General features: G+C 66.7%; 13 protein-coding genes and 2 pseudogenes. 3 read left to right on the forward strand and 12 right to left on the reverse strand.

What is annotated here, in order from left to right; all coding sequences use genetic code 11:
* Nucleotides 1-118 precede the first annotated feature (118 nt).
* Together BQ7388_RS08895 and BQ7388_RS08900 are read right to left on the reverse strand one after the other, a co-directional pair.
* Nucleotides 119-1,588, reverse strand: coding sequence for a radical SAM/SPASM domain-containing protein (locus BQ7388_RS08895; RefSeq protein ID WP_072500299.1), 1,470 nt, complete (start codon nt 1,586-1,588; stop codon nt 119-121).
* Nucleotides 1,589-1,788: 200 nt separating this feature from the next.
* Nucleotides 1,789-2,736 (reverse strand): lactate/malate family dehydrogenase, encoded by a 948-nt coding sequence (locus BQ7388_RS08900; RefSeq protein ID WP_062531508.1) that lies wholly within the window; start codon nt 2,734-2,736, stop codon nt 1,789-1,791.
* Between the two features lie 131 nt (nt 2,737-2,867).
* Here BQ7388_RS08900 and rlmD point away from each other — a divergent pair, with 131 nt between their 5' ends.
* Together rlmD and BQ7388_RS08910 are read left to right on the forward strand one after the other, a co-directional pair.
* Entirely contained in the window at nt 2,868-4,061 is a 1,194-nt protein-coding gene (gene rlmD, locus BQ7388_RS08905; RefSeq protein WP_062531509.1) for a 23S rRNA (uracil(1939)-C(5))-methyltransferase RlmD, read from the forward strand.
* A gap of 136 nt (nt 4,062-4,197) precedes the next feature.
* Complete coding sequence (locus BQ7388_RS08910) at nt 4,198-4,992, forward strand: class I SAM-dependent methyltransferase (RefSeq protein ID WP_072500300.1); 795 nt, start codon at nt 4,198-4,200, stop codon at nt 4,990-4,992.
* Between the two features lie 18 nt (nt 4,993-5,010).
* On the opposite strand, the gene purN is transcribed toward BQ7388_RS08910, so the two are convergent.
* From purN to purE, 5 genes are all read right to left on the reverse strand, one after another.
* The gene (gene purN, locus BQ7388_RS08915) at nt 5,011-5,694 is read right to left on the reverse strand and encodes a phosphoribosylglycinamide formyltransferase (RefSeq protein ID WP_009278253.1); all 684 of its coding nucleotides are present in this window, start codon (nt 5,692-5,694) and stop codon (nt 5,011-5,013) included.
* Nucleotides 5,691-6,815, reverse strand: a complete 1,125-nt coding sequence (gene purM / locus BQ7388_RS08920) for a phosphoribosylformylglycinamidine cyclo-ligase (RefSeq protein ID WP_072500301.1) — start codon at nt 6,813-6,815, stop codon at nt 5,691-5,693. The genes purN and purM overlap by 4 nt, the downstream gene beginning before the upstream one ends.
* A 69-nt stretch (nt 6,816-6,884) precedes the next feature.
* A complete protein-coding gene (purF, locus tag BQ7388_RS08925) occupies nt 6,885-8,354 on the reverse strand; it encodes an amidophosphoribosyltransferase (protein WP_072500302.1) in 1,470 nt (489 codons plus the stop codon).
* Nucleotides 8,355-8,388: 34 nt separating this feature from the next.
* Nucleotides 8,389-9,342, reverse strand: a complete 954-nt coding sequence (locus tag BQ7388_RS08930; protein WP_009278256.1) for a class B sortase — start codon at nt 9,340-9,342, stop codon at nt 8,389-8,391.
* A gap of 28 nt (nt 9,343-9,370) precedes the next feature.
* Complete coding sequence (gene purE, locus BQ7388_RS08935) at nt 9,371-9,841, reverse strand: 5-(carboxyamino)imidazole ribonucleotide mutase (protein ID WP_072500303.1); 471 nt, start codon at nt 9,839-9,841, stop codon at nt 9,371-9,373.
* A gap of 168 nt (nt 9,842-10,009) precedes the next feature.
* On the opposite strand from purE, the gene BQ7388_RS08940 reads away from it, so the two are divergent.
* Nucleotides 10,010-10,885, forward strand: coding sequence for a bifunctional hydroxymethylpyrimidine kinase/phosphomethylpyrimidine kinase (locus BQ7388_RS08940; RefSeq protein WP_072500304.1), 876 nt, complete (start codon nt 10,010-10,012; stop codon nt 10,883-10,885).
* A gap of 101 nt (nt 10,886-10,986) precedes the next feature.
* Here the strand turns inward: BQ7388_RS08940 and BQ7388_RS08945 are convergent, their stop codons facing one another.
* The 5 genes and pseudogenes from BQ7388_RS08945 to BQ7388_RS08960 all read right to left on the reverse strand — a co-directional run.
* On the reverse strand, nt 10,987-11,925 hold the full coding sequence (locus BQ7388_RS08945) for a hypothetical protein (protein WP_072500305.1): 939 nt from the start codon (nt 11,923-11,925) through the stop codon (nt 10,987-10,989).
* 69 nt (nt 11,926-11,994) lie between these two features.
* Nucleotides 11,995-12,675 (reverse strand): NUDIX domain-containing protein, encoded by a 681-nt coding sequence (locus BQ7388_RS08950; protein WP_083823530.1) that lies wholly within the window; start codon nt 12,673-12,675, stop codon nt 11,995-11,997.
* A gap of 139 nt (nt 12,676-12,814) precedes the next feature.
* Nucleotides 12,815-13,285 carry a phosphoribosylglycinamide synthetase C domain-containing protein gene (locus BQ7388_RS13625; RefSeq protein WP_234946943.1) on the reverse strand — a complete coding sequence of 157 codons (471 nt, stop codon included), beginning with the start codon at nt 13,283-13,285 and terminating at the stop codon, nt 12,815-12,817.
* An 18-nt stretch (nt 13,286-13,303) separates the two neighbouring features.
* Nucleotides 13,304-14,548 (reverse strand): annotated as a pseudogene (gene purD / locus BQ7388_RS08955) (phosphoribosylamine--glycine ligase); the annotation flags it as partial.
* A 17-nt stretch (nt 14,549-14,565) separates the two neighbouring features.
* Nucleotides 14,566-15,012 (reverse strand): annotated as a pseudogene (locus BQ7388_RS08960) (DegV family protein); the annotation flags it as partial.

A 15,012-nucleotide genomic window follows, 5' to 3' on the forward strand; every position in this document is an offset into this window, starting at 1 on the left:
GAGGCCGCGCGCTGGCTACCACCATACCCATGGACGGCCAGCGCGCGAATCACTCGTCGGGCAGCGTGTGTGCATGCGCGGTGGGCGCAGGCACGGCGCAGCGTTGTCGGGAAAGACCCTACTCGATGACGGCCTCCTCGTGCGCGTCCTCCTCGGCTATGACCTTGGCCTTGAAGTCGACGCTCTGCTGCGACATCTCGTCCTCGTAGACCTTGCGACCCGTAGGATGCTCGGCAAGCCAGAGCTCGCGGGCCTTGGGCGCCCACTCCTCGGCGTAGGGGGTCACGCGGGCGCAGAGGTCCTCAGCGCTCTCAGGTGCCACGTACTCGCTGGTCTTGGCGTCGGACTCCTCCACGATCTTGGGAAGGATCTTGGGGTTCTCGAGCATGGGGCAGGGCTGGAGCATGTTGTCGTTCCAAGGCCAGTGCCGGCGGTAGGCCTGGAAGATGGGCTGCTGCAGGCACTCGAGCCAGCTGTGGTCGCGGATGTTCACGTTGGAGTAGTGGATGAAGACACAGGGCTCCACGTCGCCACGGGCGTTGACGTGGCAGTAGACGCGGCCTCCCGCGATGCAGCCGCCCACGTACTCGCCGTCGTTCTGGAAGTCCATGGCGAAGATGGGCTTGCCGCCCTCGACGCCGCGGATCTCGCGGATGCGGTGCAGCATGTACTCGCGCTGCTCGACGGTGGGCATGAGGTCGGCGTTGGCGCCCTCCCCCACCGGCATGTAGTGGAAGAACCAGGCCCAGCGGCAGCCCTTCTCGATGATGAGGTCGAAGAACTCGTCGCTCGAGACGCGCTCCGTGTTCTCGCGCGTGTAGGCGGTGGAGGTGCCGTAGAGCAGACCGTGCGCCTTCATGAGGTCGAAGGCGCGCATGACCTCCTCGAACGAACCGTCGCCACGGCGGCCGTCATTCACGCTGGGCTCGTAGCTCTCGAGCGAGACCGAGAACACGACGTTGCCCAGGCGCTGCACGTCCTCGCAGAACCTCTCGTCCACCAGCGAGGCGTTGGTGAAGATGTTGAAGAGGCAGTCGTTGTGCTTCTCGGCCAGCTTGAGCACGTCGGCCTTGCGCACCAGGGGCTCGCCGCCGGTGAGCATGAAGAGGTGGGTCCCCAGGTCCGACGCCTCGGTGACGAGGCGGTCCATCTCGTCGTAGCTCAGGTTGAGGCGGTTGCCGTAGTCTGCCGCCCAGCAGCCCACGCAGTGCTTGTTGCAGGCGCTCGTGGGGTCGAAGAGGATGATCCAGGGCACGTTGCACTGGTACTTCTCGGCGTTTGCCGTGGTGTTGCGCAGGCCGCGGAAGGCAGCCTCGTAGCCACCGTTGAGCACCGTCGTGCGCAGCACGTTGGGGTCGGTGGTGTCGATGACGTCAAAGAGCCAATTCTCCCACTTGGAGCCAGGGTAGAGGCCCTTGCGGATGCCGCGGGTGGCACCGGGGGAGGTGTCCTTCAGAAGCTTGCCCGCCATGTCGATGAGGTGCTCGACGTTCTTCTCCCGGTCTTCGCCCGATGCGCTCTTGATGATCCGGTCTATGGCGACGCCAAAGGCCTTGCGCTCTGCCGCGTGCGCGATCTTGGACTGCATGGCCACCCCTCCTCGTGAGTCGTTTTGACCCTAATTTAAAACTGGGGTCACTTTACTCTTCTTGGAAGACGATGGTGGACGAATTTTGAATAAAGTTCAATTGTATTGTCTACCGTAGCATTTACAGGCGAGAGGACCCGACGGCCGTCGTGGTCGCCGGGTCCTCGCTGAAATCGCCTTACGACTCGTGACGGGTCAGCCTACCAGCACCTGACCTTCTCGAGGTTGTCCTGGATGTGCTTGCAGCTGGCGTGGAACTTCTCCTGCTCGTCGGCGCTGAGCTCGAGGGGGAAGGTGGCCTCGACGCCGTCCTTGCCAATGACGCAGGGGATGGAGCTGTAATGGCCGCTCTCTCCGTAGACGTCCTCGAGCAGGGTGCCCGCGGGGGTGATGAGCTTGGAGTCCTGCACCACGGCCTTGACCAGCTCGGTCGCGGCGTTTGCCACGGAGTACTCGGTGCACTGCTTGCCGGCGTAGGTCACGTAGCCGCCCATGCGCGCGGCCTCCTCGATGGCGTCCTTGTCGAAGGAGAAGTGCTTGGGATCTGACTTCTCGAGCTCCGCCAGTGGCGTGGCGCCAAACGACACGTGCGACCAAGCGGCGAACTGACTCGCACCGTGCTCGCCGATCATCCAGCTGGTGATGGAGTTGGGGTTGTAGCCGGTGGCGTCCCAGAGGGCATGGCGGAAGCGTGCGGAGTCAAGTGCGGTGCCCGACCCCACGACCTGGCGCGGCTCGAGCTCGGCGAGCTTCCAGACCATGGTCGCGACGACGTCGCAGGGGTTGGCGATGGTGACGATGACGCCCTTGTAGCCCTTGATGCGCGGCGCCCACTTCTTGGTCTCCTCCGCGGTGCAGAAGAGCTCGCCGTCGCGGTTGCCAGCCGCCTGGGCGACGTGGCCTGCGGCGTTGACGATGACGTCGCAGCCCAGGAGCTCCTCGTAGTTCTCATGGCAGTTGTACACGCGCGCCTGGCGGGGGTAGAAGGGCATGGCGTCCTGGAGGTCGTTGACCTCGCAGGCGACCTTGCTCTCGATGGAGTCGACGCAATAGATCTCGGCGGCAAGTCCCTGGTAGAGAATGGCGTTTGCCACGTGCGCGCCAACGTGGCCCATTCCGATGATGCCGATCTTGGTAGGAGCTCCCATGAGGTCCCCCTTCTGTCGCGGTCGATTCGTGGTTCCCAGATTCTATCGCTCGATCGACGTGCGAGACCTGGCCGTACAATAGCCCGTACAAGTTGGTAACCAAGGCGAGGCAAGCGAGGCGGGAGAAGAGCGTGGGATTCAGGACCTACACCTGCCCCATATCCAGGCGCTGCGGTGGCTGCGAGTGGCTCGCCGTCCCCTACCCCATCCAGCTGAGGCGCAAGCAGGAGGCCATGGAGGAGCTCTTCTCGCCCGCCGTCGAGGAGGACGGCTGCGAGCTAGGGCGCGTCCATGGCATGGAGGAACCCCTGCGCTTCCGCCACAAGATGGCCTCTCCCTTCGCCCCAGGGGCGAAGGGGAGGGTCAGGTCCGGCTTCTACGAGGCAGGGAGCCATCGCATCGTGGCCTGTCACGACTGCCTGGTGGAGGACCCCTGCGGAAGGACGATGATCGACGACCTCGCACGGGCGGCGGAGCGGCTGCACATTCCCGCGTACCGCGAGGACCAAGGCACAGGAGTCCTGAGAAACGCCGTCGTACGCAGCGGGTACGCCACGGACGAGGTCCTCCTGACCATCGTCACCAACGGGTCCCAGCTCCCCCACGCGTCCAGGCTCGCCCGCATGCTCAAGGAGGCTCACCCCGAGCTCACGAGCATCGTCCAGAACGTCAACCAAAGGCGCACCAACGCCATACTGGGCCGCGACTGCGTTACCCTCCTGGGACCGGGCGTCATGCACGACAAGCTTTTGGGCTGTCGCTTCGAGGTGGGGCCGACCAGCTTCTACCAGACCAACCCCGCCCAGACCGAGGTGCTCTATAGCCTGGCCATCGACGCGGCGGAGCTTCGGGCCGGCGAGCGCATGCTCGACGCTTACTGTGGCACGGGCTCCATAGGCATCTGCGCCGCCCGTGCCACACAAGAAAACGGGCGAGACGTGCGCGTCGTGGGGGTGGAGCAGGTGGCGGGCGCCGTGGACTGCGCAAGGAGGAATGCGGGCGAGAACGGCCTCTCCGCCTCCTGTGACTTCGTCCGAGCCGACGCCACCAAGTACATGAGGCGCCTGCGGGAGCGTGGTGGCGAAGGCTTCGACGTAGTGATGATGGACCCGCCGCGCGCCGGATCAACCCCCGAGTTCATCGCCGCGGTCTGCGCCCTCGAGCCCCGGGCGGTGGTCTACGTGAGCTGCAACCCCCAGACGCAGCTCCGCGACCTGGGGGAGTTCCGCAGGCACGGCTGGCACGCGCGCAGGATCGAGCTCGTGGACATGTTCCCCCACACCAAGCACGTGGAGACCGTCTGTCTGCTGTCGCACGAAAGGTAGCCGCAAGGACCGGCGGAAAAGGTCCCGTGACGGGGTGCTCCACCGCGCCTCTCCCTAAGTCACTTTGCCTGAAAGTTAGCAAAGTCTTACTATTCTTGCTGCCAATGCAACCTTCGGAACAGGCGAGGTACGACGCATGGAGAAGATAGACATATCCGGCGTGCCGGAGACCATGGTCCAGACCCTTTACGCACGGGCAAAGGAGTCGCGACGCAAGAACGCCCTCATCCACGACGACAAGGCCGTCGAGATGGTCGACCGGATGGACTACGACTTCTCCTTCGCCGACAAGGACCTTGCGATGGGTGCCGGCGTGATTGCCCGCACGATGCTGCTCGACGACATGGTGGGCGAGTTCGTGGCCTCGAACCCGGATTGCACGGTCATCAACATCGCCTGCGGCATGGACATGCGCTTCTGGCGCATGGACAACGGCCGCATCCGCTGGCACGACATCGACCTGCCCGAGACCATCGACGTCCGGCGCCGCTTCGTCGAGGACACCGACCGCGTGAAGATGCATGCCTTCTCGGCCATGGACGAAGCATGGGCGGCCGAGGTTGGTCCCATCGACGGGCCGGTCCTCGTGATCGTCGAGGGGCTGACGATGTACCTCTCGGCCGAGGACGTGGCACGGATTCTCTCGATCGTGCGGGACCGCTACGCCCGCGCCACCCTCTTCGTCGAGTTTCTCAACCCTCGCTTCGTGGGCAAGGACGTGGAGAGGAGCATCTCCAAGAGCAACGCTCGCTTCACGTTTAGTGCGCGGAGCGGCGCGGAGCTGGTGGCCGGCATCGATGGCCTGCGCCACGTCGCCGACCGCAGCCTGAGCGAGAAGATGCCCCTCATCAACCCTGTCTACCGGCTGCTCATAAAGGTTCCGGCCATCGCGAACCTCTCGAACAAGATTGCCGTCATCCGCAGCTTCTGATCGCTTGATAGGTCCCCACTAGGCAGAGGGGGTGACGTGAACCCTCCTGCCGTCGGCGTCCAGGCTCACGCGACCGTCGGCGAGCAGCTGGATGACCTCGGGGTACAGCACGTGCTCGATCTGGTGGATGTGCGCCTCCAGCTCGTCCACGTCCCAACCCTCCTCGACCGCAAGGGCGCGCTGGGCAACGATCGGTCCGCAGTCGTAGCGCTCGTCGGCGAAGTGCACCGTGACGCCCGTCACCTTCACCCCGGCGTCGAAGGCGTCCTGGATGGCGTGGGCCCCCTTGAAGCTGGGCAGCAGCGCGGGATGGATGTTGACGACCCGGGATGGGAACGTCCGTAGTATGGGGTAGTGGACCATCCTCATGTAGCCCGCCATCACCACGTAGTCAACGTCGCGGCGGCGCAGCTCGGTGGCGATGACCTCGTCCGCAGTCAGGGGGTCGTCGTAGATCTCCTTCGAGAGGCTCAGGGTCTGGATGCCCACCGCCTCCGCCCTCTTGAGCCCCAGGGCTCCCGGACGAGAGGAGACCACGAGCTCGACGGTGGCATTCAGCGTCCCGTCGGCGATGCGGTCGATGATCGCCTGGAGGTTGGTGCCCGAGCCGGAGATGAGCACCCCCAGGCGCAGTGGCCGTCCCTCGCGCGCCATGGGAAGGCTCGCGGGCTCGGGGGTGGAGAGCGTGAGGTCGTCGCTCATCGGTAGCTCACCTTTCCGCTGCCCGGCACGCACTCGCCCATCACGAACGACTCGAGCCCCTGGTAGGCCAGGGCGGCACGGACCATGGCCACGTCCTCGGNCTCGAGCCCCTGGTGGGCCGGGGCGGCACGGACCATGGCCACGTCCTCGGGGGCGACGATCAGGCTCATGCCCCCCCCCATGTGGAGGGTCTTGTAGGCCTCGTCCTGGGTGAGCCCCGCCGCGCGCACGCAGTAGTCGATCACGGGCGGGACGTCCCAGCCGGGCCCGTCCTCGCCGCCACGGTCGACGACCGCGTCGATGTCCGCGGGCAGGGCGCGGTTGAGGTTCTCTGTGATGCCACCGCCCGTGATGTGCGCCATGGCGTGGATGGGAGCCCCTACCTTGAGGGCTCTGACCAGCGCCCCCGCATAGATGGTGGTGGGACGCATGACCGCGTCCGCCAGGGACTCGCCGCCCAGCTCCTCGAGCGGGGCCTCCAGCTCCTCGATGCTCTTGCCCTCGATGGCAACCTTGCGAACCAGAGAGTAGCCGTTGGAGTGGATGCCCGAGCTGGGAAGTCCCAGGATCACGTCACCCACGCGCACCTTGTCGGGGCCGATCATCCTGGGACGGTCCACGACGCCCACCACGAAGCCCGCGAGGTCGTAGTCGTCGGGGGCCATGACACCCGGATGCTCGGCCATCTCTCCACCGACGAGGGCGCAGCCGCTCATGCGGCAGCCCTCGGCGATGCCGCTCACCACCTGCGCCACGTGCTCCGCGCGCAGCTTCCCTATGGCGATGTAGTCGAGGAAGAAGAGGGGCTCCGCGCCGATGGGCACCACGTCGTCCACGCACATGGCGACGAGGTCCTGCCCCACGCTGTCGTGGCGCCCCAGGAGCTGTGCGATCGCGAGCTTGGTGCCCACGCCGTCGGTGCCCGAGACCAGGACGGGGTCCTCCATGTCCTTGAAGGACGCCATGGAGAAGCAGGAGCCAAACCCGCCCAGCCCACCGATGACCTCGGGCCTGCTGGTGGACGCCACCATCTCCTTGATGGCGTCGACGGCGCGCACGCCCTCGTCCACGTCGACGCCGGCGTCGGCGTAGCTCACGTGCCTCGTCTGGGCCTTCTCCATTGCTTCCCCTCTCATGGGTCTTCTCTTCGATGGTCGTGCGGGACAGGGACGCCGACGCGGGGGCTTCCGCTATTCCTCGGGACCCCCGGGCCTGTAGCCCTCCATGAACTTCCCCTGGGCGAAGCTCTGAGGGATCCTCACGGGATACCAGCCGTCGTAGCAGGCGCAGCACCAGCCGGTCGAGGGCACGCACTGCCTGAGTCCGGCAAGCGAGAGGAACGCCAGGCTGTCGGCCCCGATGAACTCCCTCACCTGCTCCACGCCCTTGCTGGCAGAGATGAGCTGGGACTGGACGTCGGTGTCGATGCCGTAGAAGCAGGGCCACCTCACCTCGGGGCAGTTGATGCGCACGTGGACCTCCCTGGCGCCCGCCTCCCTCAGCATCTGCACGATCTGCTTCGAGGTGGTGCCGCGCACGATGGAGTCGTCCACCATGACGACGCGCTTTCCCGCCACGTTGTCGCGCAGGGCGTTGAGCTTGAGGCGCACGCCCAGGCTGCGCTGCTCCTGGGTGGGCTGAATGAAGGTGCGCGCCACGTAGCGGTTCTTCACGAAGCCCTCGCCGAATGGTATGCCCAGCTCGCGCGCGAAGCCCTCCGCAGGTGGCAACCCGCTGTCGGGCACGCCTATGACCAGGTCCGCCTCGGCCGGTGCCTCGCGGGCGAGCTGCCGTCCCATGTCGAAGCGCATGGAGTACACCGACTTGCCCATCACCACCGAGTCGGGACGAGAGAAGTAGACCTCCTCGAAGATGCAGCTGGCCGGGACCCGTGCGGGGACGCCCCTCTCGCTCACCAGGCCGTCGTCCGAGACGCGGATGATCTCGCCGGGCGCGACCTCGCGCACGTAGTCGGCCCCGACGATGTCCAGGGCGCAGGTCTCGGAGGCGACGACCCAGCCGTCGTCTCCCAGCCGGCCCAGCACCAGGGGACGTATCCCGTTGGGGTCGCGGAAGGCGTAGAGCGCGTTCTCGCGCACCAGCGCCATGGCGTAGCCGCCCTCGATCATGCCCATGGCCTTGGCAATGCCCTGGCGGAGGTGGCTCGTCTCCTTGGTGTAGTGGCCGATGAGCTTGGCGGCGACCTCTGAGTCGGTGTTCGAGCGGAAGGGCACGCCCAGCTCGACCAGGCTCGCGCGCAGGCTGTCCGAGTTCACGAGCGTGCCGTTGTGGGCGAGGGCGATGATGACCTCGCTGATGGTCGAGAGGTGCGGCTGCGCCGCCTCCCAGCTGCGCGCGCCGGAGGTCCCATAGCGGACGTGCCCTATGGCCACCTTGCCGCGCATGGCCGAGATGTCCGCGTCGGTGAACACGGCGTCCACGAGTCCGAGGTCCTTGCGGACCAAGACCGTGCTGCCGTCCCCCACGGCTATTCCCGCGGACTCCTGGCCGCGATGCTGCAGGGCGCGCAGGGCGAAGTAGGTGATGCGCGACACGTCACGCCCGGGGGCCCAGACGCCAAAGACGCCGCACTCCTCGTGAGGCGAATCTCCCTCCCCCAGTTCGTCGATGTCAAAGGCGGTCCGAGACGTCTCTCTCACTGGGCGGTCTCCTTGGGAAGGGGTCATGCCTGGGCTATTCCGTGGCTGCGAGGGCCGCCGCTGCCTCCGCCTTGGGGACGCAGACCAGAAGCGACCGGCCATAGCCATCGTAGTAGTTGCAGGTCGACATGGTCATGACGTGTTTCAGGCCCGAAATTATCCTTGCCGCATCGGGGCGGCTCGCCACGGCCTTCGCGAGGCGTTCGTTCAAGTAGGACCTCAGCTCCTCGTCCGAGTCGAACTTGGTCGTGCGCGCGGTCCCGTCGTCGGGCTGGGTGTAGTAGACGAAGAGCGGCTCGAGCTCGTAGCTCTGCTGCTCGGTGAGGTACCAGATGGTCGGCGTGGCGTCGAAGACCTCCTGGTCCTTGAGGAGGAAGAGCGAGTAGAACATCTGGCCGCTCTTGAGATGGTGGCCATAGAGCATGGTCTGGCCGTCGATCAGCCCGGGGGCCGTGTTCTCGTAGTCCATGAACACCTGTCCGCCCAGAGTGTACTGGCCCTCAGCCGTGTGGTGTAGGTAGTAGTCGTTGTCCGTGCCCTGGTAGACGGGGTAGTTGACCACCGTGTCGGGCACGTAGACCCAACCCACCACGTCCTTGTTGACCGCCTTGAGGCCAGCCCAGTCGACGTCGACCGGGGCCTTCGCGCTGCCGTCGTCCGAGGCAGACGTCGCGTCGCTCACGTTGGCGAAGGACGCGAGCCTGTCGTTGACCACGTCCTGCTCGTGGTACTGCCAGCGGGAGTACCCCCAGAGGCCAGCAGCCACCAGGAGGAGCACGATGCCGACGGCGAGGAGGACGTTCGAGACGAGGAGGCGGCGCCTTCTCGAGCCCCTCTCCCCCGTCGTCTCGCCCTTCCTGGCGCGACGCTCGGGGTCGGCGGGGTTGCGCTCGATGACAGGCTCTATGGGGAGCGGCGCATGCACGCCCTGACCCAGTCCCCCCTCCCGACGAGGGGCGTCGTCCCTTCTCATGTGCTTCCCTGGCACGCGGTCTCCTCTCGTCTTCCGGGCGGGGCTAGGCCTCCGCCATCTGGCGCTTAAACTCCACCAGCTTGTTCGCGTACTCGGGCATGGACGCGCCCAGGATCTGGGTCGCGTAGATGGCCGCGTTCTTCGACCCGCCGATCGCCACGCAGGCGACGGGCACCCCGGAGGGCATCTGGACCATGGAGAGGAGCGAGTCCATCCCCCCCAGGTCGCTCGTCCTCATGGGCACACCCACGATGGGCAGCGGCGTGTAGGCCGCGACGACCCCACCCAGGTGGGCCGCCTTGCCTGCGGCGGCGATGATCACCTTGATGCCGCGTGCTGCCGCGGCAGACGCCCATTCGCGCACCTTCGCCGGGGCCCGGTGGGCCGAGGCGACGACGAGCTCGTAGGGCACGCCAAACTCCTCGAGCTGCCTGGTGCACGCCTCCATGGCCGGAAGGTCCGACTTCGAGCCCATGATGATTCCCACCAACGGTGCCTGCTGCTCGCCTGACATGAGGTCTCCCCTCGTCTGTGCCCGTGCAATCGTGCCTTCCCAGTATACGTTGGCGGGAGCGCCCGCTCCTCGGCGCGCACACTCTGGCTACAAGCGCGGCGCACCCCGTGCCGATGGTCTATCGTGTCCTGCAGCATCGGTCCATCAGTCCATGTGAGAGGAACCACCATGACCAACGCAAGCGAAATCAGGCTGTACCGGCGCGAGGGGCACTACATACCGCGCGTGGCGGCCGTCCATGACCTCTGCGGCTACGGGAAGTGCTCCCTGGCAGTGGCCATCCCCGTGCTCTCTGCCGCCGGATGCGACGTGTGTCCTGTCCCCACCTCGCTCTTCTCGGCAAACACCAAATTCCCCGTCTTCCACATGCACGACACCACCGACATGCTTGAGCCCTACCTCGACGCCTGGGTGCAGGAGGGCGTCGAGCTCGACGCCGTGTACTCCGGCTTCCTGGGTTCCGCCGGACAGGTGGGCGCCATCCAGCGCCTCTATCGCGAGCACCCGCGCGCCTTGCGCGTCGTCGACCCGGTCATGGGTGACGAGGGCGCCAAGTACCCCACCTACACCGACGAGATGTGCGAGGCCATGGGCGCCCTCGTCGACGGGGCGGACCTTCTCACCCCCAACCTCACCGAGGCCTCCATCCTCACCGGCATCCCCTACCAGGGGCACGACGTTTCCGACGACTTCGTGAGGCAGAACCTCGAGGCGCTCGTGGGCATGGGCGCCAAGGCCGTCGTCCTCAAGGGGGTCATCCGCGGGGACGGGCTCATCCGAAACTACGTCTGTGGGGACGACCTCGACGTATGCGAGGTCAAGGCCGAGCTGTTGCCCTACATGCTCCACGGCACGGGAGACCTCTATGCCTCGAGCCTGCTTGCCGCCGTCATGTGCGGAAGGTCCCTGCTCGAGGCGACGGAGTTCGCAGGCGAGCTCGTGCGCAAGGCCATGGTGGTGACGCGCTACCAGCCAGACTTCGAGATGCGCGGGGTCAACTTCGAGACCGTGCTGGGAGACGTCTGCACGCTCCTCAAAGGCTAGGCGAGAGAAGGCTAGGCGAAAGGCGTTTTGGTCATTGCGAAGGGGGACTGCGGAGCACGAGCTCCGCAGTCCCCCTGGCCGTTCGGGCATGTGCGAATCCGCTATGCCGCGGATTTGGTCTGCTCCGCGTCGCCCGTGGATGACGAGGCGGACGAGCCATCGCCCTTCTCGGAGGAGTCCGGGTTCGCCTTGGTGGAGTCCACGCTGGCCGAATCGGAACCCGTGCCCTTGTCCTCGTCGCCCAGGACGACGCCCAGAATCGACGAGGGCGTGAAGCTCGTCGTCACGTTCTTCCTGAGCTCCTCCTGCATCGCCGTGTCCACGCCGGTGATGGTGCAGTTGAAGCGCACCCCCGTGTCGGTGGTGGACTTGGTCCAGATGAAGGTCATGAGCGTCTTGATCTCTCCCGTGGGTTGCAGGAAGCCGAAGAACGAGGAGGTCTGGAACTTGCCGTTGGCGCCGACATGCACGTTGACGCGATAGACCACGGTGTCGATGTTGGGGTTGAGGAGCGCGTTGACAGAGAAGGCCGTGGCCTGGATCTGGGAGCCGGCGAAGGCCTCGAGCGCGTCCTCGGACGAGGTGTCGGTGACGGTCACCTCGACACGATGCGTGTTCTCGTCCGCCTCCTGGACGGAGTACTTCTCGGGGAACTGCGTGAAGCCGTTGCCCCACTCCACGCCACCCTTGAGGGCGGAGGCGACGGTGGTGATGTTGACGTTCTCCGCGAGGTTCGCGGTGCTGGCACGGCGGATGAGGCCTGCGGCGACCTGCAGCGCCACGACGATGACGAGGAAGACCAGGACGAAGGTCACGGCGGTATGCGTGATGACCTTCTCCACGTTGGAGCCGGAGGGGTCGGCGCCGGCGAGCGGGTCGACGTCCACCCCGTGGCCGAACTCCTTGCGATGGCGCCTCTGGCGCGCGGCGGTCTCCTCGTTGGTGTGGCCCGTCTCGTCGACGGTGGCAAAGAGCCTCTCGGCTTGCTCGGCCGTGAGGGCACCCTTCTGGATGCGCGCCCCTTCTCGTTTCCTTGCCATGGAGATTCTCCCTGCCACTCGCATCAACAACAAAAAGAGCCAGTCAAGCTAAGTATAGGCAAGCTCCGCCTACTCCGCGCCGTCCTCGGGCTGCATGGCGAGGCGGTGCCCCACCGCGTCGCAGATGAGGGCGCCGACCACCGTCTTCGCGTCCTCTATGCGACCGTCCAGGACGGCGTCCACCAGCTCGCCGAGGTCGACCAGGTCAACGTTTATGAACTCGTCGGCGTCCGGGTCAGACGCGCCGAAGCTGAGGCCTGTCGCCATGTAGATGTGAATGAGCTCGTCGGCGAAGCCGTCGGAGGAGGCTATGGTGGTGAGGAACGCCATGTTGCGCGCCCTCATCCCCGTCTCCTCGAGAAGCTCGCGCTCGGCGCAGTCCAGGGGGTCCTCGCCCGGGTCGAGCTTGCCGGCGGGGACCTCGACCGTAACGCGTCCCAACGCCGTGCGGTACTGGCGGACCAGACAGATTCGCCCGTCATCGGTCAGCGCGACGATGGCGACCGCTCCGGGATGGCGCACCACGTCGCGCAGGGCCTGGCGCCCGTCGGGCAGCCTGACCTGCAGCCTCGACACGTCGAAGATGCGCCCCTGCCAGACCGTGTCCTCGCTCACCACTGCCTCGCGGAGGTCTCGGTCGCGCGGGTCGTCATCGCCCAGCACAAGGCCGCGACGCATCGGCTCCCCGGAGCTGTGGCCCGTCGTGGCACGCTGCCCGTCGTACACGAAGGCCTGGGTCGCGTCGCGCATGCCACCGATGGCTTCCTCGAGTCCCTGGCTCGCCTCGGCTCGCGACTCGTAGCTGGGTTCTTCCTCGCCGGAGTCCTGGGGGGCGACCTCCGTGTCGGGCTTTTTCTCTTTCACCTTGTGCACTCCGTTCAAGTCTGGCCTAGAGGCTCGTTCGTCCCTTGATGGCCTTGATTCCGATGTCGTGACGATAGGTCTTGCCCTCGAAGGAGATCCTGTCGCAGGCCTGGTAGGCGAGGTTGCGGGCGTCTTCGAAGCTCCCAGCCACCGCCGTCACGTCCAGGACGCGGCCGCCGTCGGTGACGATGCGGCCGCCGCCGTCGCGACGGGTGCCGGCGTGGTACACCGTGACCCCATCCAGGGTCTCGGCGTCCTCGATGCCACTGATGGGCTTGCCCCTCTCGTAGCTGCCGGGGTATCCGGCGCTGGTGAGCACGACGGAGACCGCCCGGTCGTCCCCCCAGCCGATGTCCACGCGGTCCAGCGTTCCGTCGTCGCAGGCCAGGAAGGCCTCGACAAGGTCCCCCCTCATGCGAGGCAGAACCACCTGGGTCTCGGGGTCGCCGAAGCGCGCGTTGTACTCGAGCACCTTGGGACCGTCTTCGGTGAGCATGAAGCCGCCATAGAGGCAGCCGCTGTAGGTGATGCCGTCGCNGGCCGGGTAGGGGAGGTGGGGGGAGTCTTCGAAGCGCCCAGCCACCGCCGTCACGTCCAGGACGCGGCCGCCGTCGGTGACGATGCGGCCGCCGCCGTCGCGACGGGTGCCGGCGTGGTACACCGTGACCCCATCCAGGGTCTCGGCGTCCTCGATGCCACTGATGGGCTTGCCCCTCTCGTAGCTGCCGGGGTATCCGGCGCTGGTGAGCACGACGGAGACCGCCCGGTCGTCCCCCCAGCCGATGTCCACGCGGTCCAGCGTTCCGTCGTCGCAGGCCAGGAAGGCCTCGACAAGGTCCCCCCTCATGCGAGGCAGAACCACCTGGGTCTCGGGGTCGCCGAAGCGCGCGTTGTACTCGAGCACCTTGGGACCGTCTTCGGTGAGCATGAAGCCGCCATAGAGGCAGCCGCTGTAGGTGATGCCGTCGCGGCGCAGCTGGTCGACCGTCGCCTGCATCATCTGGGTCATCTGCTCCAGCTCGCCGGGAAGGAGGATGGGCACGGGGGAGTAGACGCCCATGCCGCCCGTGTTGGGCCCCTTGTCCCCGTCCAGGGCGCGCTTGTGGTCCTGGGAGGTGGCAAGGGGAACGAGGGTGGTGCCGTCGGTCAGGGCGAGGAGCGAGCACTCGGGGCCCTGGAGGAGCTCCTCCACCACCACCGTCCGACCCGCCTCGCCAAAGCCGCCGGAGAAGCACTCGCGCACGCCGTCCAGGGCCTCGTCCACGTCCTGGGCGACGATGACGCCCTTGCCCGCGGCGAGCCCGTCAGCCTTGACCACGCAAGGTCCGCCAAGCGACCGCACGTACGCAAGGCAGGAGGCCTCGTCGGTGAAGCTGCGCCAGGCCGCCGTCGGAACTCCGGCGCGGGCCATGACGTCCTTCGCGAACCTCTTCGACCCCTCCATCTGGGCCGCCCTGCCACTGGGGCCGAAGACCGGTATCCCGGCCGCCCTCACGGCATCCGCCACGCCCGCCACCAGGGGCGCCTCGGGACCTATGACCACGAGGCCTATGCCCTTGTCCGTGGCGAAGGAGGCCACCGCCGCAGGGTCGTCCTGGTCCAGCGTCACGGGCGTCGCGAGCTCGTCCATCCCGCCATTGCCCGGGGCGACCCAAATCCTCCCCGCGCGTGGGGACTCGGCGAGCTTCAGCAGGAGCGCATGCTCGCGACCGCCGGAGCCAAGGAGGAGGATGTCGAGCTTTCCGTCGGTCACGTTCATGTGCTGCCTCCCAAGGACTAGTCCTGCATGCAGAGTATTCCAGACGCCTCTCTCGCCGAAAGGAGCGAGGAAGGCATGTAGGCTATCCCGACCGCACCGATTCCCAGCTGGCAGGTGGTGCAGGGATTGGTGTTGAGCACCGCCGCGCGGTCGGAGACGAACTCGTTGGTATCAAGGGGCTTCTCTATGATGCTCAGGAGCCGTGGCACGCCGGCGCTGATCTCCACGTAGGTGAGGGGGCCCACGACCTGCGAGTACGAACTCATGGTCCGGGCCATGCTGCCTGCCAGGCGCTGGAGGTCGGTAGCGCGCATGACCTCGCGCGACTCTCCCCCGTCGGAGATGGCGAAGAGCCTTCGGGCGCCCATCGCGCGGACGCGCAGGGAGTCGGCGCGCCTGAGGAGACCGGGCTTGGGACGAAGCTTCGAGAGCGTTGGCCGCGCGTCGGGCGCGGGCACGACGAG

This window comes from Olsenella phocaeensis, assembly GCF_900120385.1.
In the GTDB taxonomy this organism is placed as follows: Bacteria; Actinomycetota; Coriobacteriia; order Coriobacteriales; family Atopobiaceae; genus Olsenella_I; species Olsenella_I phocaeensis.

Bases quoted from the DNA above. Each gene is read 5' to 3' on its own strand.
- BQ7388_RS08895 (WP_072500299.1), bottom strand. From the start codon at position 1,588: ATGCAGTCCAAGATCGCGCACGCGGCAGAGCGCAAGGCCTTTGGCGTC.
- BQ7388_RS08900 (WP_062531508.1), bottom strand. From the start codon at position 2,736: ATGGGAGCTCCTACCAAGATCGGCATCATCGGAATGGGCCACGTTGGC.
- BQ7388_RS08910 (WP_072500300.1), top strand. From the start codon at position 4,198: ATGGAGAAGATAGACATATCCGGCGTGCCGGAGACCATGGTCCAGACC.
- purN (WP_009278253.1), bottom strand. From the start codon at position 5,694: ATGAGCGACGACCTCACGCTCTCCACCCCCGAGCCCGCGAGCCTTCCC.
- purE (WP_072500303.1), bottom strand. From the start codon at position 9,841: ATGTCAGGCGAGCAGCAGGCACCGTTGGTGGGAATCATCATGGGCTCG.
- BQ7388_RS08940 (WP_072500304.1), top strand. From the start codon at position 10,010: ATGACCAACGCAAGCGAAATCAGGCTGTACCGGCGCGAGGGGCACTAC.
- BQ7388_RS08945 (WP_072500305.1), bottom strand. From the start codon at position 11,925: ATGGCAAGGAAACGAGAAGGGGCGCGCATCCAGAAGGGTGCCCTCACG.
- BQ7388_RS08950 (WP_083823530.1), bottom strand. From the start codon at position 12,675: ATGCGCGACGCGACCCAGGCCTTCGTGTACGACGGGCAGCGTGCCACG.
- BQ7388_RS13625 (WP_234946943.1), bottom strand. From the start codon at position 13,285: ATGCTCACCGAAGACGGTCCCAAGGTGCTCGAGTACAACGCGCGCTTC.